This window comes from Occallatibacter sp. (genome assembly GCF_049802275.1).
Classification (GTDB): Bacteria; Acidobacteriota; Terriglobia; order Terriglobales; family Acidobacteriaceae; genus Telmatobacter.
This window is the reverse complement of the sequence record NZ_JBARMD010000335.1, coordinates 1-19,012: the sequence shown is the minus strand read 5'-3', so window position 1 is coordinate 19,012 and position 19,012 is coordinate 1. Positions and strand designations below refer to the sequence as shown.

The window sequence follows — 19,012 nt, the reverse complement described above, 5'->3', positions numbered from 1 at the left end:
AAAGCGTTCAGCAGCATTGCCGTTGCCTGAGGATCGCCCGAATGCGCCTCGTGAATGCGCTCGAACCGCGCGACCGCAGCTGGATAGTCCAGCAGATAAAAGTAGTGGTATGCCTCGCGCACCTGGGGATCGAGATTCAGCGGATTGGTGTGAACTTTGTCGTCGGCTCGGCTCAGCGCCGCCATGCTCAGCAGCACTGCAACCCCCGCGAGCCTCTGCAGCCATTCCCATGTCCTCAACCTGGCCTCTTTCAGTGCATCCGGATGCACGTCGCGCGCGCAGAACTCACTCACCAAGTTTATCGGACTGACTCGCTGCGTTATCTTTAGAAAGCAGCCCCGATTCAAGCGGATTCACAGGCATGGACGTTCTCAAGCAACTCTACGAGCAGCATTTCCACTCGCCCGCCGATAGCGTTACGCCCCTTCAGGGTCAGCTCGGAGGGTCGGGCCGCGCCATTCTCCGGGTCGCAGGCTCCGCAGATACAGCCATCGGCATTGTGTATCCCGTGCGCGAAGAGAATGTCGCCTTCCTTGAGTTCTCCCGCCACTTCCGCCGTCATGGACTACCTGTTCCAGCGATCTACGCTGAGGACCTTGCGCACGATGCTTACCTGGAGGAAGATTTCGGCGACACGACACTTTTCGAATTTCTCGGCGCGCATCGCACCGGTGATTTGATCGCACCGCCTGCAACTGAAGCGTATAGGAAGGTCGTCTCGGTTCTCCCGCGATTTCAGATCGAGGCCGGCCGCGATCTGAATTACGAGGTCTGCTATCCCCGATCCAGCTTCGACCGCCAATCTATTGCCTGGGACCTGAACTACTTCAAGTACTACTTTCTCCGTCTCGCTGGCATTCCTTTTAATGAGCAGGCGCTCGAGAATGACTTCACGCGTCTTACGAAGCTTCTGCTTGCCGCACCGCATGATTATTTTCTGTATCGCGACTTTCAATCGCGTAACGTAATGGTCCGTAATGGTGAGCCTTTCTTTCTCGACTATCAGGGTGGACGTAAGGGAGCCCTCCAATACGACATCGCTTCCCTTCTTTACGACGGAAAAGCGGACCTGCCTCCCGAACTGCGCCAGCAACTCCTCGATCACTACCTTCACTGCCTGTCGGCGTTCATTCCCGTCGATCGCGGCGCATTCATGGAGCACTATTACGCCTACGTTTACGTGCGGATCATGCAGGCCCTGGGTGCCTATGGGTTCCGCGGCTTCTACGAACGCAAAGCGCACTTCCTGCAGAGTGTGCCCTATGCACTCAAAAACCTTCGCTGGCTTGCCGACAACATCAAGCTTCCCGTCGCGCTGCCCGCGCTGATGGAAGCCATTCAGAGGATGATCGGTTCGGAGAAGCTGCAGCAACTCGCGCCCAACGCCAATGCGCTCACCGTTCGCATTTTCAGCTTTTCCTTCCATCAGGAAATGCCCACGGACGAGTCGGGCAACGGTGGAGGATTCGTATTCGATGCGCGCAGCCTGCCCAATCCTGGTCGCGAAGAGCGCTTCAAACAACTAACTGGCGTGGACGCCGCGGTGATTGATTACCTCAATCAGCAAGAAAGCGTGCACAACTTTATGGATCACGCGCAATCGATCGTGGATTCCAGCGTGGCTGCGTATCAGCACAGGGGCTTCGCAAATCTCATGGTCTCTTTCGGCTGCACCGGGGGGCAGCACCGGTCAGTCTTTCTTGCGGAACAACTTGCCCGGCACCTTAGGCAAATCAGCGGAGTCATGGTGGTGTTGCGCCACGTGGAACTGGAGAAGAATTTTCCGGAGAAGATAAAGTGAGGGCGATGATACTGGCTGCGGGCCTTGGGACCCGGCTCCGTCCACTCACCAACGATCGCCCAAAGGCGCTGGTTGAAGTCGCCGGTTACACAATGCTGGAACTCACGCTTTTGCGCCTCCGCGCTTCTGGTATTTGCGAAGTCATTATCAATGCGCATCACTTCGCAGAGATGCTTGCCGCTTATCTTCGCGTCCACGCGAATTTCGGTATGCGGATTGAGATCTCCTACGAAGAAGTCCTGCTTGACACCGGCGGCGGCATCAAGCGGGCTGCGCATTTCTTCCTTGGGTCAGACGAGCCGTTTCTGGTGCACAACGTCGACGTCCTCAGCACGATTGACTTCAGCCGGATGCTTCAGTTCCATATGGATCACAATGCGCTCGCGACGCTCGCCGTCCAGGACCGTCCCACCTCGCGTCTTCTTCTCTTCGACAATAACGACCAGCTTTGCGGCCGTCGCACCGGTCCCCTTGGTGAATCCGAACTCGTTCGCCCCGTCAGTGCCCCGCCTGCCCTAGCGTTCTCAGGAATTCATATCCTGTCCCCGCGTGTTTTCGCTCTCATCAATCAGAACGATGCATTCTCCATCATCCCTGCGTACTTGCGTCTCGCCGCGCAAAATGAACCCATATTCGGGTTCCGCGCAGATCGATACTACTGGCGAGATCTGGGACGTCCGGAGCATATCGCCGATGCTGCTCGGGACATTGAGCAAGGCATTTACTCCCATCAATCTCATCAGAATTGATAAGAAGCTCAGTCTCTTGCGGCAGTCACTCCGCTCAAGCTTCGAGCGTTGGGAGCGCTCTCCGTGCCGCGATGAACACGAAAGTGTCGATGTCTGTTTGCCGCGAGACACAGACGGTCATGCACCTTTGAGTTTTGGTAGTTACCAAGGTGTGACACACTTTTGTCGTATTTTCTTGCGCATTGAATGTCGAATAGCCACAATGACTCCACATCCATTTTCCATTTCCCCTGGAGGAACGATGACAGCGCTTACCAACAATCTGTATCTGTATGTCCGTAACCTTATCGAACGCGAAGAAGGTCAGGACCTCGTCGAGTACGCCTTGGTCGTGGCTCTGATTGCATTCGGCGCGGTTGCCGGTATGCAGCTCCTCGCAACCGGTCTCAACAATGCGTTCGATAACATCACGAACCTTCTCACCTCGGCCACGTCGTAGTTCGGGCTCCTGTGTAATTCCATTGTGTAGTAGGTGTTGAAAGCCGGTGCGAGATGGCATCGCATTTGGCCAGGTGGAGTACAAGCGCGAAGTTCTGGAAATCTCCCGAACTTCGCGCTTAAAACTTTCAACGTTCTGAACTTTCCTTCCTTTCAAGGCAGTACGCGTTCCTTCCGACCCACAGAGCTTCCTCCGCAAATAGCCCCTGACATCAAACAATACTTCGCGCCTTTTTCCGGCCAGCCGAGCGCTTTGTGCGCGCCGGCCCGCGTTCATCTTCCGCTGAATTTCCTGTGTTAGCGTAGGGAACGGGAGTAAGAAAAGGCAAAATGTCCGCAATTACATCGTTTATCAAACACCATTATCGTCACTTCAACGCCGCAGCCCTGATTGATGCAGCAGAAGCCTACAAAGCCCATTTGGCTTCGGGCGGCAAGATGTTTATGACCATCGCGGGTGCGATGAGCACGGCTGAACTGGGGCTGTCGCTTGCCGAGATGATCCGGCAGGACAAGGTTCATGGAATCTGCTGCACGGGCGCGAATCTCGAAGAAGATGTTTTCAATCTTGTGGCGCACGATTTCTACGAGCGGGTACCTCATTACCGCGATCTGACACCGGCCGATGAAGCAGCACTTTTGAACCGACATATGAACCGCGTCACAGATACCTGCATTCCAGAGATGGAGGCGATGCGGCGGATCGAGAATGAAGTGCTGAAAGAATGGGTGCGCGCGGATAGAGCCGGCGAGCGTTTTTTCCCGCACGAGTTCATGTACAAGATTTTGCTGTCGGGCGATCTGAAGGCTTCGTACCAGATCGATCCGAAGAACAGCTGGCTGCTGGCGGCGGCGGAGAAGAATCTGCCAATGTTTGTGCCGGGGTGGGAGGACGCGACCCTCGGCAACATGTATGCCGGGCACTGCATTTCAGGCGACGTGAAGAAGGTGCACACGGTGCGCACCGGCATTGAGTACATGATGGAACTCGCGGAGTGGTACACCAACACCACGGCCAAAACGCCGCTGGGATTCTTCCAGATCGGCGGCGGCATTGCGGGGGACTTTCCGATCTGCGTGGTTCCGATGCTCCACCAGGATCTGCAACGCGAGCACGTGCCGCTGTGGGCGTACTTCTGCCAGATCTCAGACTCGACGACGAGCTATGGGTCCTATTCGGGAGCGGTTCCGAACGAGAAGATTACCTGGGGTAAGCTGGGCGAGAAGACGCCAAAGTTCATCGTCGAGAGCGATGCTTCGATTGTGGCGCCGCTGATGTTCGCCTACGTACTCGGTTGGTGACAAAAGCAGCTCTAGCCTTAGCTATTGGCCTTCCGCTTGATCGCGGGTGACGTGTGCAGTGAAGTTGAATCAGAAGAATTTAATAACTCCGGAGGGCCGCCGACAAGGGGCCTTCCAGCTTTTCCAACGCGCCGATTGTGGCCGGGTAACAACTTCGCAGTCGTCTTGAGCGCCGTCGAGCCGGGGTGGGACGTTAGGTAGTGCCCGAGATGGCGTTAGTGCGATAGCGCCGCAGGCGATTCCGCAAGTTCCTCTTCTGCCAGGACCGCAAGATCCTTCAGCAATTGACGGTCCTCAGAGCTGAATCCCCGAGGTTTTTTGTCGAAGACACAAAATGTGCCCATCTTGAATCCGTTCACGTTCAAGGAACAGCCGGCATAGAAACGGATTTTCGGGTCGCCGAGAACCACTGGGTTGTCGTGGAATCGTTCATCCTTGAGCGCATTCTCGACGTAGAGGATCTCGTCGAAGAGGATTGCGTGTGCGCAAAAAGAGATGTCCCGCGAGGTCTGGCAGAGGCTGAGCCCCTGGATAGATTTGAACCACTGCCGCTGGTCGTCGATCATGCTGATGGTGGAATACGGAACGTTGAACACACGTTTAGCAAGTCGCGTGAGCCGGTCGAAACGCTCCTCGGGTGCAGTGTCGAGGATGTTGAGGGCGTGAAGCGCTGCGATTCTGCTGGACTCGTTGGTTGGGATGGCCGGTGTTTGCATGTCACGCCTCCGGGGAGTGGGTTCGCGAGGAATACCGCAAATCTGTGCAGGCAGCATAACGCAGCCGGGCGGCGCTGTCCCAGCGAAAATGAAGTTCGCCTTCGCGGGCTGACATTCCAGATGAATGCGCGTGCGCTCACCAACCCATCTGGCGCATCCGCTCAAGGATTAGCCCGCTGTAATGATTCATGCGCTCAGGTCTTCGCTTGAGGGGAGCCGGCAGAATCGCGGCCAGCCGAGCCGACTGTTCCCTGCCGATGCTCCGAGCTGCGGTTCCGTCGTATACGCGGCAGGCTGACTCTGCACCATAGATACCAGGACCCCATTCGACGACGTTGAGATAAAGTTCCAGAATCCGCCTCTTGCCAAGGACAAATTCTGCCATCGGAACGAGTGTGAACTCCGCGCCTTTGCGGAGGATAGAGCGGCTTGTTCCGAAGAAGAGGTTTTTTACAAGTTGCTGCGTAATGGTGGAGGCTCCGCGGGTGCGTTCACCTTCCAAATCGTCTTCGGCAGCGATTTGAATCTCGTGCCAATCGAATCCATGGTGCTGGTAGAAGCGCGCGTCTTCCGCAGCAATGACAGCGTGCTGGAGATCGGGTGAGATCTGGGCCAGCGGAATGAATTTGTAGCGTTCGTGATAGGGCGTGTTGTGAATCCAGGCCTGCAATCGGCGCTCTACATGCACCGCGGTGGTTGGTGGATCGACCCACCGAAGAGACAGAAGAGTCATCGAGGCAAACGACCAAACAAGCACCAGCCCAATGACAAGCCACAGAACGAGGGCTCGCAGAAGACCCTTCTGAAACGGGGTCCTGGTGGGCACATTTGGGCTCTCGGTCACATCTCAGAATAATCGCCGGCAAGGGGGTTTGCAGCTCGTGCCTATCTTCCGATCGAAGCCGCTCGTATTATTCAACCTCTTCCGCAGCCTAATTGAACAAAACTGCATCAAAACGTAACAGGCTTCGCATTCAGTCGCTTTAGAGTACGAAATTCCATGGCGATGTTAGACTGCTTGTTCATCGCGAAAAAATATCTTTTGTAAAGTGATCAATATCCCGGAAGGTGAATTTCCGACAAATGACTTGCAGGTCTCTTGTGATTGCTATCAGGCGCGGGTTCTCAAGGCGAGGTCTGTGCTTGATGGCAGCGAGCTGCTGTTTTGCATGTGAAGTCAGCGTTGCACAACAGGAGCAATCCGGCGTGCCCGACGCACCTTCAGCCAATGCCCAATCGCAAACAGCGTCACAAGCGACCAATCCATTGGCGAGTGGAGTGGGCTTGGTTAAACTGCTGGAGCGAAAGTCGTTGGTCTTTCCTGACCTGGCGACGAACAGGGGGCCGCTCAACAGTTGGGGGAAGTTTAAGTTGGCTGCCAACAACAGTGTCTCCCTCTCCACCGTCGGTGCTGCTCTGGCTGGAGCAGCTTACGGTCAGGCGATCGATAGCCCCTCTGGGTACGGCCAAGGGGGTTCGGGATATGGTAAGCGGTTCGGATCCGGCATGGCCCGGTCCGCCTCGGACAATTTCTTTGGAACTTTTCTTATCGCCTCCATAATGCACGAAGATCCACGCTTTTACGTAAAGAGAAACCTCTCCTTCACGCAAGCAGTGAAATACAGCGCTGTCAGGGTCGTGATAACGCGCAGCGACTCGGCGAAACTGGTGGTGAACTATGCCGGCCTGCTTGGTCCTCTCGCGGGCGAAGCTCTCGCTAACACTTATTGGCCCGAGCAGAACAGGGGAGTTGGCAGCACCCTGGTTCGCTACGCTTCCGACATCGGTTGGAGGTTTGGGGGAAACCTGCTGCGCCAGTACTGGCCCCAGATCAATCGGAAACTACGAATAGTGCCTCGGGCAGCCGAGCCAGAGACCACCCTGTCGGATAAGCCCTGACCACGTGCAATCGATGTCGGGTTTGGCAGTTCGGCGGTGAACGTTGGGGCAATGGGATTTATGTTGAGAAGGAATCCAGCCGGTCACTTGCTTCAGGTAGTTTCAGTTCGCGGAATGTTTCTCTTTCTGGAGAGGGGCTCCGCAAGAACGGCGGACTACTAACCGCACGGGAACGAGCACGTCGCGAATAGGCAGTTCGGGTTGTTCGAGACGTTGAAGCATGGTCGCCATTGCCACCGCGCCGATTCCTCCGCAGTCCTGATGAATGGTAGTAAGCGAAACGGGCAGCAGGCTAGCGTAGCGAACGTCGTCCATGCCGACGATGCGAATGTCTTCGGGAATGCGAAGACCAATACCGATGAGCATCTGCATCAAGCGAGCGGCGGTCAAATCGTTGGCGCAAACGACCCCTTCCGGCCGTGCGGCGTCGATCATTCTGCGGACGAAGGCTTCATCCTGAGGACTCCCGCGCCATACCGGTTCCCAGTCAGGTTTGACTCCTCGAACGCGGAGCGCCTCATAGAATCCGGTGATGCGGGCTTCCACCGTGTTAGCCGCGAATTCTTCGGCGAAGAAAACCAGGCGACGAGTACCGAGGTCCACGAGATGAGTAGTCGCAATATAGCCGGCGCAGCGATTGTCCACGCCAACGAGGTCATGCGGAGATCGCTCCGGGTAAGGCATGTAGCAGCGATCGAGGAGCACAAATGGAATCTGCGCGCGATCAAGCGCTCTCGCGATGCGGCGATTGGCTGCGTCCTTCTCGCTGGTAAGTTCGAGCGGCGCGAAGAATACCCCAGCGACTCTCTGCGAGATGAACGACTGCACCGTTTGCTCGGCTGCTTTGGCGCTGTCCTGCACGGAGAGAGAGGAGTTGCCCCACAGGAGGGCGTCGGGACGTGCAGATCGGGTGCGCATCATGCCGTGGCAGATGGGTTCGAAAATCTCCGTCAATCCGAGTTCCGGGATCAGCAATCCGAAGGTGCGGCCGCTGGGCCGGTCTTCGGCTAATACATGCGTGCCGGCTCCGGGCCGTCGCGTGACAAGGCCCATGCGCTGCAAGTCATGGACGGCTTTGGCCACAGTGATGCGCGAAGCGTCAAATAACTTGCCCAATTCCGCTTCGCTGGGGAGCCGGTCGCCAGGTTTCAGCCCACCCGATTGAATGCTGGCAAGAAGATGGTCGAAAACGCGGCGGTGTTTGGACTGTTGAGCCCCAGAATCGCTCTGCGGGAGTGGGCCAAGCTTGCTTGCCAGTCTTCGGGGCTTCTTCATGCGTAATCCTTGAACCGGCAAAACCTTGTACTCAAGAACACTAAAAGATCGGCCGGCCATTGTCGACAGAATGTCGATACATTTCCGCCCCTCGCGGGGCTCTGAGTGCTTCGGCTTTGAATATACAAAGTCTGCTATGCGGATTGCTCGATCGCAGTATCGATTTCGGCGCGGGTCGCATCCGTGAGCGGAGGCATGGCGCCGGATTGCGACGCAACCCAACTCCCCCAGCGATTCCCTGCCTCATTCAGCACCGGCAAATCCGCTCCACGCAGAAGGTAATGAGTCATGGCTGCGGTAAACGCGTCTCCGGCGCCGATAGTATCGACAACCTTGACGGGAAAGCCCGGATGCTGGTGCCACTCCTGGCGCGTGACCAGAAGGCTGCCCTGGCCGCCGCGGGTGACTGCGACCGTCTGCAGTGTGGGAAACTCAACCAGCAGACGCTCGGCGCTGAGGCGCAGACTGCCCACGGTGCTGTCGTCGTCCGCCTGCATTCCCAGGAGCGCCATGACCTGCGGAACCTCCGCGTCATTCATCTTCACCACGGTGGCCAGTTCGAGCGATTCCTGTATCACTTCGCTCGAATAGAACGGCGGTCGTAGATTCACATCGAAGATGCGTACACATCGCGAGGATGCCTGTGCCGCGAGGGTCTGAATGGTTTGGCGCGATTCGACGCTGCGTTGCGCCAGCGACCCGAAACAGATAGCGTCTGCACGCTCCGCGAGGCGGACCCACTCGTCAGAAAGTTCCAGTGAGTCCCACGCTGCCGGGTGGTGGATCGTGTACTCCGGCTGGCCATGCTTGAAGGAGACGGTAACGCGGCCAGTTTCATGCGCGGGATCGATCTGCAGAAAGCTTGTGTCGGCAGGCAGAGGGTCAAGCCGGTGCACGGCTTCGCGGCCCAGGTCATCCCTCCCAATGCGGCTCAGGATCGCGGAGTGATTGCCCAGCCGGCCAGCCATGACCGTGAAATTTGCCGGCGCGCCCCCCAGACGCGGTCCTTCCGGCAACAGGTCCCAAAGCAACTCTCCGATTCCCAGGATCAAATGCGGCTCTTTCAAAGTCGTACTCCTTCGAGTCCGGGCTTGGTGCGGAGTCTCGGACGGCTCCGCTTCTTCAGTCAAACCGGTTTCCCGCCCATCGAACACGTTCCACCCTTCGGGGTAGATTCGTCAACCCTTTCTATGGCTTACGATTGGCCGTCCCAGCGCCAGATGGAACAGTCCTCGTAATTGGCTGCCGCGTATTCACCATCAGGCTGGTTGGCCATGATCCTGTGGTCGGCAATGGCGTCAGCGCGGGACCGTCGTTCCTTACCATGGAAGAGCCGCGTGAAGCCGCGCTGGCGCTCGATTGCCAGTTCCTGCTCGTTGTTGACGTAGAGAATATCGAGCTGTCCAGGACGATCGGCAAAGACAACGGCAAGGCGCTTCAACAACCGCCGCATCACCGATGCTCCAAACGGATTGAAGAAAAAGACCAGGCAGGGTCCATCGGGAAACCCCGCGTCAAGCGCATCGCCACAGACGATCTGCATGGGCACCCGCACCCTACCTGCTTCTTTCCAGATGGCGAGATTGCGCTGGGCGGCCCTGGCAAGAATAGGGTTCAGTTCAATCCCGATGACTTGGCGAAACGAATGTTCTCCCGCCAGCAGCATGGCCCGGCCCATGCCCGCTCCAACATCGATGAATGCAAAGTCTTTCACCCGGGCCGCGGGATTCGTCCGCTTCCAGCGCCTGAGTAGAGCGCGAAAAACAGAGGGCGAAACGCCAAAATATGCCGTGGAATGCCGGTCGTGCTTGTGTCCGGATTTCAGGTAGCGACCGGGAATCAGGCCGCTGGTTTGAACGCCATTCTCCGCATCGAACGGATGCGGAGTGTATCCCTCTTTTTTTGACATGCGCGGCAGCAGAACTCTTGCCGGACGCGACGGCTGTTTCGTTTTGGCGGCGGCCACGCCTGAACCTTAGCACATTGGTCTGGGCTGCATTAGCTGCGCGGCAAACCGCCGGCCATCGATCCATTCATAAGTGAGGCTACCGATGTTCGCACGGAATCGAAGCAGTCGGCCCAGACAGGCCCCGGTGCGAAGATGGCTACCGCAATCCCGGCGAAACCTTGGTGCCCGTGACACTTTGCGCCGAATCGCGATACCCTTGGGGTAATCGCGCATTGACGTGACCAAGGAGCACGCGCATCCCCATGCCCATACAGAAAACCTCAAAGATCTGGCACAACGGCAACCTGATTCCCTGGGAGGACGCCACCATCCATGTGATGAGCCATGTGATCCACTATGGCTCCAGCGTGTTCGAAGGAATCCGCTGCTACGCACAGCCGCAGGGCTCGGCCGTTTTCAGGCTTCCGGAGCACATGCAGCGCCTGCTGGACTCCGCCAAGATCTACCGGATGGAGCTTCCTTTTTCGCTGGATGAGCTTTGTGCCGCCGTAGTGGACCTGATCGAGGCAAATGGGATAGCGCCGTGCTATATCCGGCCGATCGCCCTGCGAGGCTACGGAGAAATCGGCGTCAGTCCCAAGGGCTCGCCCATCGAGGTCTACATGGCCAACTTCCCGTGGGGCAAGTACGTAGCGGGAACCGGTGGCGCCGACGTGTGCATCTCAAGCTGGAATCGGCTCGCGCCGAACACGATGCCCGCACTGGCAAAGGCCGGGGCAAATTACATGAATTCGCAACTCATCCGCATGGAAGCTGACATTAACGGCTATGTCGAGGGCATCGCGCTCGACACCAACGGGTTGGTGAGCGAGGGCTCGGGCGAGAACGTGTTCGTGGTGCGGAACGGCGTTCTTTACACACCCCAACTGGCGAACTCCGCGCTGTCGGGTATTACACGTGACAGCGTCCTTACGATTGCCCGGCACCTTGGACTCGCGGTCACCGAGCAGCCGATTCCGCGCGAGATGCTCTACATCGCCGACGAGGTCTTCTTCACCGGCACGGCCGCCGAAGTCTCGCCAATTCGTTCAATCGACCGCATCCTGGTCGCCGATGGAAAGACCGGCGAAATCACGAAGAAGATTGCCGACGAGTTCTTTGCGATTGCGAACGGACTGAAGCCGGATCGTTTCGGCTGGCTGACGCCCGTCAAGGTGAACGCGACGGAGCCTGTCACGGCTTAACGCTTCGACAAAGCGACAAACAAGAGGCGGCCTTCAACGGGCCGCCTCTTTCCTTTATCCAGATGATGCCGATTCGCGGAATTCGTCTTGGGGCACTCAAGGCTTCTTGGTGGTAAGAGACATGTACTCATCACGCAGCTTGGTTTGCCGGCTCACCATCGGAACAGCATTGCCCTCAATAAAGACCTGCTTCACCGAAGTTCGTACATCCAGCGGGTCGCCGTTTGCCACAACGACATTTGCCGTTTTGCCCACGTCCAGCGATCCGAGCGTATCTCCGAGTCCAAACATCTCCGCCGGATTGAGAGTGATGGCTTTCAAGGCTTCATCATAGGGCAGGCCGTATGCCACCGCGTACCCGGCTGCATACGGTAGATTGCGACTTCCGCCCATGTCGCGCCCAGCAGTCGCAAGTGCAATCTTCACTCCCCGCTTCTGCAACTCTGCAGGCAGGGTGTAGACCGCGTCGTATCGTTCATCTGGACGGGGAAAGTCGTAAATCGGCCCGACAATCACGGGCACATGATACGAAGCGATCTCATCGAGTACGTCCTGCGCATGTGTCACGTGATTGAGAATGACCTTGAGATGGAATTCCTTCGCGAGGCCCATTGCGACTTCCACCTCGTAGCTTTCATACGCAGCGAGCACGACCGGTTTCTCTCCATGGAGATAGGGCAGGAGCGCCTCCAGTTTCAGATCGCGCTTCGGAGGAGCCCCTTTGTGATCGGGCTTCGCGGCCGCGGCCCGCTCTGCTTCGTAGGCTTGCGCGTCGAGAAATGCCTGACGAATCTGCGTGGCGAGACCCATGCGCGTGGTGGGAAATTTCGAAGGGCCGTTGTAGTTCGCCTTCCTTCGAACGCTGCCTTCAAAGTTCATCGCCAGGGCAATGTCTCCCTGGAGCAGCATCGCATCACGGTCACGGCCGTACAGTTGAATCGCAGCGTCTTGTCCCGGAATCGAATCGTCCGAAGCAGGCGCTACGATTGCATTCGTTATTCCGTTCAGGCGTTCCACTGGGATGTGAACCGTCTCGGCATGAAATGCGTCGCCAACGTGCATCTGCGGCTCGATTTCATCGGCGGTCTCCGCCAGGTCATTGCTGTTCTGGTCTGCTTCAACTTCAGTGAGCCCGAGGTGCGTCTCTGCATCGAACAGTCCCGGATAGACGGTCATTCCCTTGGCGTCAAACACATCTGCGCCGGCTGGCACCTTCGTTGTCTTTGCCGGACCAACGGCGACAATCTTTCCACCTGACATCACCACTGTGCCGTCTTCAATCGTCCCGTGCGTGATCGTCAATACCTTCCCGCCGACAATTGCTATTGTCTTCTCTGGCGCGAGCGATGTGGTGTTCGGTCCGACCTTTGCATCTTGCGCGAATCCAGTTGTACAGGCCAAAACCGCAACACCTAAAGCTGTGATAAGGATTCCCGGCTTCATTGTCCGTCTCCTTCATCTTCAGCGGTCTCGAATCCAGCGTCGTGCATTGCACCGCTGAAGTGAGTCGTGCCAAATCCAGGCAAGGAGCTGTCAAAGAAAACATCGCCGTCAATAAATACCTTTTCAACGCGAGCATAGGTTGAAAGCGGATCCATATTCCAGATCACGACGTCTCCGTCTTTGCCCTCGTCGAGCGATCCAACGCGATCGTCGACTCCGATAATCCACGCTGCATTCAGCGTGATCATGCGCAGCGCCTCTTCTTCGGTGGCCCCGCCGTAATTCACCATCTTGCCGGCTTCCTGGTTGAGCCGTCGCACATAGTCGTTCGAATCGCTCTTGAGAGCTACGCGCACTCCCTCGCGCATGCTCATCACCGCGTTCCATGGGATAGCGTCCCAGGCTTCGTCCTTGAACCCCCACCAGTCTGCAAAGGTGGCGATGCCGGTACCGGTCGGAGCAATCTTGTCCCCCACCTTGTACATCTCCAGCGCATGATGGAAGGCCCGAATCTTGTATCCGTACTCCTTCGCAATGGCCTCTTCGGTCAGGAATTCGTCGGCACGGTAGCAGTGAATTTGCACGTAGAGCTTGCCGCGCAGTACATCGGCCAGCGCTTCCAGCTTCAGGTCTTTCTTGGGCGCGACTGCGTCTTTGTCGCCTTTCGCTACCTTTGCGTTGTAGGCATCCCACGACGCCATATATGCCTTCGCGTCCTCAAATGCCTGGCGCATCACCTCGAAGTTGCCCATACGCGTGGAAGGAACTTCGCCGCGGCGCCCGTAAACACGCTTGGGATTTTCGCCGCTCGCAAATTTGATGGAGCGGGGCGCATTGGGAAAAAGCATTTCATCCCGCGACAGGCCGAACTTGTTCTTGATGACGACCGCCTGGCCGCCGATCATATTCGCCGATCCATGCAGCAGCAGCTCGGTCGTTACGCCTCCGGCCAATGCCTGGTAAAGCGCCTTGTCCCGGTTATCAAAGGCATCGATCATCATCATCGAGGGTGTCACCGGGCTGGTGGCTTCGTTGATGTCGTCGCCCAGCGCAGAATGCGAGTGCGGGTCGATAATTCCGGGCGTAACGTACTTGCCCGCCGCGTCTATCGTTTTCGCACCCGCTGGTGCGTTTACGGTCGCACCGACGCCCGCGATCTTTCCGTTATGAATCCACACACTGCCATGCGGAATCGTGCCATGCGTAACGGTCATTACCGTTGCATTTTGAATCACGACATCAGTTGGAGCGTTGCTGGAAGGAGTCTGTGCAGCAAGGCTGATTGGTACGGCCCAAATCGCTGCTGCAAACATGGGCGCACACCCGTGTCGAAGCACAGAAGAAAAACTGGCCATGGACTGGTCTCTCCGGGGAATTTCAGTTCAAGACAGATGTGCATGATGGTAGCACGCCGCAGGAACAACCCACCTGCGGGTCGTCAGCAACTTAATGAGAACTTTCTGCTTCGGATCTGCGTATAGAATCCCGAACAATCCCGTTCAGATCGAGGTCAGTCATGGACAATCTGCTTCAGGATCTTCGCTATGCGATGCGCACTCTTCTGAGAGCACCTGGCTTTTCACTTATCGTTGTCATTTCGATCGCGCTGGGCTTTGCGGCCAATGCCACGGTCTTCAGCGTGGCAAACGGGCTGTTGTGGGGCCTGTTGCCAGTGAAGGATCCGGGAAGCGTGGTGATGTTTTCCGAAGGCCAGTCCTATTCTTACCCCGACTACCTTGACTACCGCGATCAGTCCGGTGACCTGTTTGAGGGAGGAGTCGCGGGGCACTTTCCGCTGATCCCGGCGAGCATTGGCGGCAAGGGAGAGCCGGAGCGGGTGTGGGGCCAGTCGGTCACCGGAAATTTCTTCCCCAGTCTCGGAGTGCCGATGACACTTGGACGGGCTATTGGTCCGGACGATGACCAGACAGGTGCACATAACCACGTGGTGGTGTTGAGCAATGGTCTGTGGCGGCGCCGATTTGCCAGCGACCCAAATATCATCAATCACGATGTAGCTCTGAATGGCCGGTATTACACCGTGGTGGGAATTGCGCCCTCCGGTTTCTACGGAGTGGACCGCGGCATCGTATCTGAATTCTGGGTACCGCTTGCAGTTGCGTCGGAGATCATGCCCGACTTGGCGACTGACGGCAGCATTACAACAAGGCGCGACAATCAATGGTTGATGATGAACGGCCGGCTCAAGCCCGGCGTTACCCGCAAGCAAGCGGAGGTCAAACTGAATGTCATCAAGAAGCGGCTTGACGACACCTATCGCAAAGACGAGAAGCGGCACGATGCCCTGACGCTGCAAACGGCGGGCGGGCTGATTGCGGGATCTGCGACTCCGGCATTCACGCTGATGGCGGTATTGATGGTGGTGGTCGGACTGGTGCTGCTGGTGGCATGCGCCAACGTTGCCAATTTGCTGTTGGCTCGCGCAATTGGACGGCAGAAGGAGATTGCCATCCGCCTTGCGATGGGGGCAAAACGCAGACAGCTAATACGACAACTCCTCTTCGAGAGCTTTCTACTAGCGTTGACCGGCGCTGGCGTAGGATTCCTGCTGGCTGCAGGGGCAGCGCGCGCAATTTCAAATTTCCAACTACCACTGCCTTTCCCGGTGGTGTTTGATTTCAACGTTGACATGCGGGTGGCATTGTTCACGCTAGGTCTTTCGATCGTTACGGCTTTACTGTTTGGGCTGGTTCCAGCTATGCGCGCTTCGCGACCCGACCTGGTTGGATCGTTGAAGGACGGTCCTGCAATGTTTGGGCGGGTGGGGCGATCGCGTCTGCGGAATACGCTGGTTGTGGTGCAGGTGGCGTTGTCGCTCGTGTTGCTGGCGACAGCGGGATTGTTCCTGCGGAGCCTGGGCAACGCCTCGTCTATCGACATCGGTTTCAAGACCGACAACGTGCTGATGATGACCATGGATCCAAAACTGCAAAGCTACTCACATGACAAGACCGTGCAGTTCCTGTCCAAGGTACGGGAACGGGTGTCAGCATTGCCGGGAGTGCGGTCGGTAAGTTTTGTCGGCGTGGTGCCGCTGAGCATAGGCTCATCAAATAACAGCTACGACGTGGACGCGGTCAAGGATCATCCGAAGCAAAACGTGAACGCCGATACCAACAGCGTTGGCAGCGGATATTTCAATACGATGGGAATTCCGTTGTTGCGGGGACGGGACTTTGTTCCCGCGACCGACGACCAGCACTCGGTCGTCATCAACGAGACCATGGCGTCTCACCTGTTTCCGGGCCAGGATCCGATCGGTCGCGTGATCCGGCAGGATAAGGATCAATACACCGTTATCGGAGTTACGCGTAATTCAAAGCTGCGCACCATCGGCGAGAAACCGCTCGATGCTATTTTCATGTTTCTCAATGCTGCCCCTGAAAAAGCCAACAGCTTCTTCGGAACCACATTGATCGTCAAAACAACGGTTGCGCCGGGCGCAATGGCTCACTCGGTGCGGGGGCAGATCGGCGCGCTCGATCCCAACATGGCAGTGTTCAACATCCAGACGATGCAGGAGCATGTGGACAAATCCCTGCTATTGCCGCGTATATCCGCACTATTGCTGGGAATCTTCGGCGCAGTCGGTCTTACACTTGCGGCCATCGGCTTGTACGGAGTGATGAGTTACTCGGTCCGCAGCCGTACGCGCGAAATCGGAATCCGCATGGCACTGGGCGCAAAGCCGCGCAAGGTCATGAGAATGGTTCTGCGGCAGGGTCTGACCTTGACCGCGATTGGTCTTGTGATCGGACTTGCCATCGCCCTGGTTGTTGGCCGGTTCGCGGCCACCGTGCTTTACGGAACAAGCGGATCGGATCTGCTTACATTCGTGGTTGTCTCGGCGGTTCTGCTGGCAACGGCAGCCATCGCCATCCTGATTCCCGCAATGCGAGCAGCACACGTTCAGCCGACGGTCGCATTGCGTTACGAATAGGCCCGAGGACGGCCCCAATTCAAGACCGTCAGTCTTGAATCTCATTTCTTGCGTCGAACAGCGCCAACTGTCGCATGGTGTTCATGATCGATTGTTTAGAATTGAGATCATGTTCCATCCATTGCGTAGTTTGTCTCGCCTGCTCCTCGTGTGTTTCGCTGCCGTGCTGATGATGCAAACCTCCCCTGAGGCATGGTCGCAGGCTTATGTCGGCAAGCCTAAACTGATTGTCGTTATCGTGATCGACCAGTTTCGCGGCGACTATCTCAACCGCGATCGCGCTGAGTTCAAGGGCCGGGGCTTCAGGCTTTTCATGAATGAAGGCGCGTGGTTCACAGATTGCTATTACGACTACGCCAACACCAAGACGGCGCCCGGACACGCGACCATCGGGACTGGTGCATATTCCGATGGGCACGGTATCGAGTCGAACGAGTGGTGGGATGCTTCGCGGTCTGACGCCGTGAAGGTTAGTTCTGTCCAGGACGAGCGCTACCAGCTTGTGGGAGTTCCATCGTCTTCGATTCCAGCGAATTTGCCGGGCGCGCCATCGACCGCAGCAAAATTTCTCGTCGGAGCATCTCCGCTGAATCTGCGGGCCTCGACGCTCGGAGACGAACTGCGGCTCGCGACCCAGGGCAGAGCAAAGGTGTTCGGCATCTCACTGAAAGATCGCGCCGCTATTCTGCCGGTGGGCCAGTCAGCCAAGGGCGCGTTCTGGATCGACAATGCGAGCGGCCAGTTCATCACGTCGAGCTACTACATGCAGCATTTGCCTGAATGGGCGCAGGCCTTCAATGCCAGTGGCCGCATCGCACAGGCCGAGCGCGAGGCCAACGCCGAAGGCACCACGCAGTTTTACGATCTTGTGGGGAGAACCCCGGCAGCCAACAGCTACGAGTTTGACTTCGCGAAGGCGGTGATTACCGGCGAAAAGCTCGGTCAGCGCGGTGTTACCGATCTTGTGACGATTTCACTCTCGGCCAACGATATTCAAGGACACCAACTGGGGCCCGATTCGGATTCCGAAGAGCAGATGATCGTGAGCCTCGACCGGGACTTCGACAAATTCTTTTCATGGCTCGATCAGACTGTTGGACTCGACAATGTCTGGCTGGCGCTGACAGCGGACCACGGGATTGCCCCGGTGCCGAGCGAGGCTGCGAAGCTGGGAGTGGATTCGGCGATGGTGAACATGGAGAAGCTCTATGCGCAACTGGAAAAAGAACTGAATGATCGCCACTCCCCTGGGGCGCACGTAGAGTACCTGATGCCTTTACCGGAGCTGCCGTACATCGTGCTGAACAAACATGCATTTGAGAAGGCACACGTGAGCGAGCAGACGGCGGAAGAAGAACTGGCTGCGCTGCTGCCGGATGCCGTCGCGGCGCAGAGTCCGGCGCCGTTGCCACAGCTGAAGCTAAACGAGCCAACGCCCGAGCCTTCGCAGAAACGCCTGCCGCCTGCGCCACAAGTGGCCGGCGTTTATACGCGTCTTCAATTGGCTAACGGGCCGCTGCCCCCAACAGACTGGGGCCGCGAACTGGCTCACAGCTACGCCTATCATGGAAACTGGTTTGTGATGCTCGTGCTGGGCGGCTACCAGATGGAGGATATTCGCAGTTGGGGAGGAACAACCCACTTCAGCCCCTGGTCCTACGATCGCCACGTGCCGCTTGCCTTCTACGGGAGTCCCTTCATTCCCGGCGAGTATCATGGACGTGTAGCCCCTGTGGATCTGGCAGTCACGTTTGCCTCGCTTGCAGGCGTCAATTTTCCATCTGCCGCGACGGGGCGAGTGCTGAAAGAAGCGTTAAAGCCGGTCCATTCGATCCCATCAATTCCGCAATAGTCGCTTCAATTTCGAGGGAAAGATCCGCGCGTGAAACCCGACATGAAAGTGCAGTTTGCCGGTATCGAGCTGACCAACCCGGTCATCGCTGCGAGCGGTACTTTTGGCTACGGCATCGAATTTGAAGAGATCGTTTCGCTGGAACGGATCGGTGCGTTCGTCACCAAGGGCATCTCGCTGGAACCGATGCTGGGCCATCCTGCGCCCCGCATCATCCAGACCGCCGCGGGCATGCTGAATGCGATCGGTTTGCAGAACATCGGCGTGGCCGAGTTCATCGAGAAGAAACTGCCGCTCCTCCGCCGCTATCCCTCGTGCAAAGTCATCGTCAACGTCTTCGGCTACACGGTTAGCGATTACAAGCTGGTCGTCGAGCGCCTGAACGATGCGGAGGGCATCGCCGCGTACGAATTGAACGTCTCC

The 19,012-nt window shown here is 57.3% G+C and carries 17 protein-coding genes and 1 pseudogene; 9 read left to right on the top strand and 9 right to left on the bottom strand.

The window, feature by feature from the left end:
- A pseudogene (locus WA354_RS11705) lies at positions 1-293 on the bottom strand (hypothetical protein); the annotation flags it as partial.
- Between the two features lie 68 nt (positions 294-361).
- Between WA354_RS11705 and WA354_RS11700 the strand changes: the two are divergent.
- The 4 genes from WA354_RS11700 (at position 362) to WA354_RS11685 (ending at position 4,290) form a co-directional block, all read left to right on the top strand.
- Positions 362-1,801: a RapZ C-terminal domain-containing protein gene (locus tag WA354_RS11700; protein ID WP_472813192.1), complete on the top strand. Its 1,440-nt coding sequence runs from the start codon at positions 362-364 to the stop codon at positions 1,799-1,801.
- A 5-nt stretch (positions 1,802-1,806) separates the two neighbouring features.
- Positions 1,807-2,550, top strand: coding sequence for a nucleotidyltransferase family protein (locus tag WA354_RS11695; protein WP_472813193.1), 744 nt, complete (start codon positions 1,807-1,809; stop codon positions 2,548-2,550).
- A 241-nt stretch (positions 2,551-2,791) separates the two neighbouring features.
- The gene (locus WA354_RS11690; protein ID WP_472813191.1) at positions 2,792-2,989 is read left to right on the top strand and encodes a Flp family type IVb pilin; all 198 of its coding nucleotides are present in this window, start codon (positions 2,792-2,794) and stop codon (positions 2,987-2,989) included.
- Positions 2,990-3,318: 329 nt separating this feature from the next.
- The gene (locus tag WA354_RS11685; protein ID WP_472813190.1) at positions 3,319-4,290 is read left to right on the top strand and encodes a deoxyhypusine synthase family protein; all 972 of its coding nucleotides are present in this window, start codon (positions 3,319-3,321) and stop codon (positions 4,288-4,290) included.
- A 215-nt stretch (positions 4,291-4,505) separates the two neighbouring features.
- Here the strand turns inward: WA354_RS11685 and WA354_RS11680 are convergent, their stop codons facing one another.
- The 3 genes from WA354_RS11680 to WA354_RS11670 all read right to left on the bottom strand — a co-directional run bounded on the left by WA354_RS11680 (position 4,506) and on the right by WA354_RS11670 (position 6,388).
- Positions 4,506-5,006: a GAF domain-containing protein gene (locus WA354_RS11680; protein ID WP_472813189.1), complete on the bottom strand. Its 501-nt coding sequence runs from the start codon at positions 5,004-5,006 to the stop codon at positions 4,506-4,508.
- A gap of 136 nt (positions 5,007-5,142) precedes the next feature.
- Positions 5,143-5,832 carry a monofunctional biosynthetic peptidoglycan transglycosylase gene (gene mtgA / locus WA354_RS11675; RefSeq protein ID WP_472813188.1) on the bottom strand — a complete coding sequence of 230 codons (690 nt, stop codon included), beginning with the start codon at positions 5,830-5,832 and terminating at the stop codon, positions 5,143-5,145.
- Between the two features lie 196 nt (positions 5,833-6,028).
- Complete coding sequence (locus tag WA354_RS11670) at positions 6,029-6,388, bottom strand: hypothetical protein (protein ID WP_472813187.1); 360 nt, start codon at positions 6,386-6,388, stop codon at positions 6,029-6,031.
- Between WA354_RS11670 and WA354_RS11665 the strand changes: the two genes are divergently transcribed.
- Positions 6,378-6,905, top strand: coding sequence for a hypothetical protein (locus WA354_RS11665; RefSeq protein ID WP_472813186.1), 528 nt, complete (start codon positions 6,378-6,380; stop codon positions 6,903-6,905). The two genes, WA354_RS11670 and WA354_RS11665, sit on opposite strands and share 11 nt — an antisense overlap.
- Before the next feature lie 102 nt (positions 6,906-7,007).
- On the opposite strand, the gene WA354_RS11660 is transcribed toward WA354_RS11665, so the two are convergent.
- From WA354_RS11660 to WA354_RS11650, 3 genes are all read right to left on the bottom strand, one after another.
- Positions 7,008-8,180, bottom strand: coding sequence for a GntR family transcriptional regulator (locus tag WA354_RS11660; protein ID WP_472813185.1), 1,173 nt, complete (start codon positions 8,178-8,180; stop codon positions 7,008-7,010).
- 134 nt (positions 8,181-8,314) lie between these two features.
- A complete protein-coding gene (locus tag WA354_RS11655; protein ID WP_472813184.1) occupies positions 8,315-9,247 on the bottom strand; it encodes a carbohydrate kinase family protein in 933 nt (310 codons plus the stop codon).
- Positions 9,248-9,375: 128 nt separating this feature from the next.
- Positions 9,376-10,089 (bottom strand): class I SAM-dependent methyltransferase, encoded by a 714-nt coding sequence (locus WA354_RS11650; RefSeq protein WP_472813183.1) that lies wholly within the window; start codon positions 10,087-10,089, stop codon positions 9,376-9,378.
- Positions 10,090-10,391: 302 nt separating this feature from the next.
- Between WA354_RS11650 and WA354_RS11645 the strand changes: the two genes are divergently transcribed.
- Positions 10,392-11,333 carry a branched-chain amino acid transaminase gene (locus WA354_RS11645; protein WP_472813182.1) on the top strand — a complete coding sequence of 314 codons (942 nt, stop codon included), beginning with the start codon at positions 10,392-10,394 and terminating at the stop codon, positions 11,331-11,333.
- Between the two features lie 96 nt (positions 11,334-11,429).
- On the opposite strand, the gene WA354_RS11640 is transcribed toward WA354_RS11645, so the two are convergent.
- Both WA354_RS11640 and WA354_RS11635 read right to left on the bottom strand, forming a co-directional pair.
- On the bottom strand, positions 11,430-12,776 hold the full coding sequence (locus tag WA354_RS11640; RefSeq protein WP_472813181.1) for an amidohydrolase family protein: 1,347 nt from the start codon (positions 12,774-12,776) through the stop codon (positions 11,430-11,432).
- Complete coding sequence (locus WA354_RS11635) at positions 12,773-14,131, bottom strand: amidohydrolase (RefSeq protein WP_472813180.1); 1,359 nt, start codon at positions 14,129-14,131, stop codon at positions 12,773-12,775. Before WA354_RS11635 ends, WA354_RS11640 begins: the two co-directional genes overlap by 4 nt.
- Positions 14,132-14,292: 161 nt before the next feature.
- On the opposite strand from WA354_RS11635, the gene WA354_RS11630 reads away from it, so the two are divergent.
- From WA354_RS11630 to WA354_RS11620, 3 genes are all read left to right on the top strand, one after another.
- Entirely contained in the window at positions 14,293-16,737 is a 2,445-nt protein-coding gene (locus WA354_RS11630) for an ABC transporter permease (protein WP_472813179.1), read from the top strand.
- Positions 16,738-16,846: 109 nt separating this feature from the next.
- A complete protein-coding gene (locus WA354_RS11625) occupies positions 16,847-18,589 on the top strand; it encodes an alkaline phosphatase family protein (protein ID WP_472813178.1) in 1,743 nt (580 codons plus the stop codon).
- 30 nt (positions 18,590-18,619) lie between these two features.
- Positions 18,620-19,012: beta/alpha barrel domain-containing protein (locus WA354_RS11620; RefSeq protein ID WP_472813177.1), on the top strand; the 393-nt coding region annotated here is incomplete at its 3' end.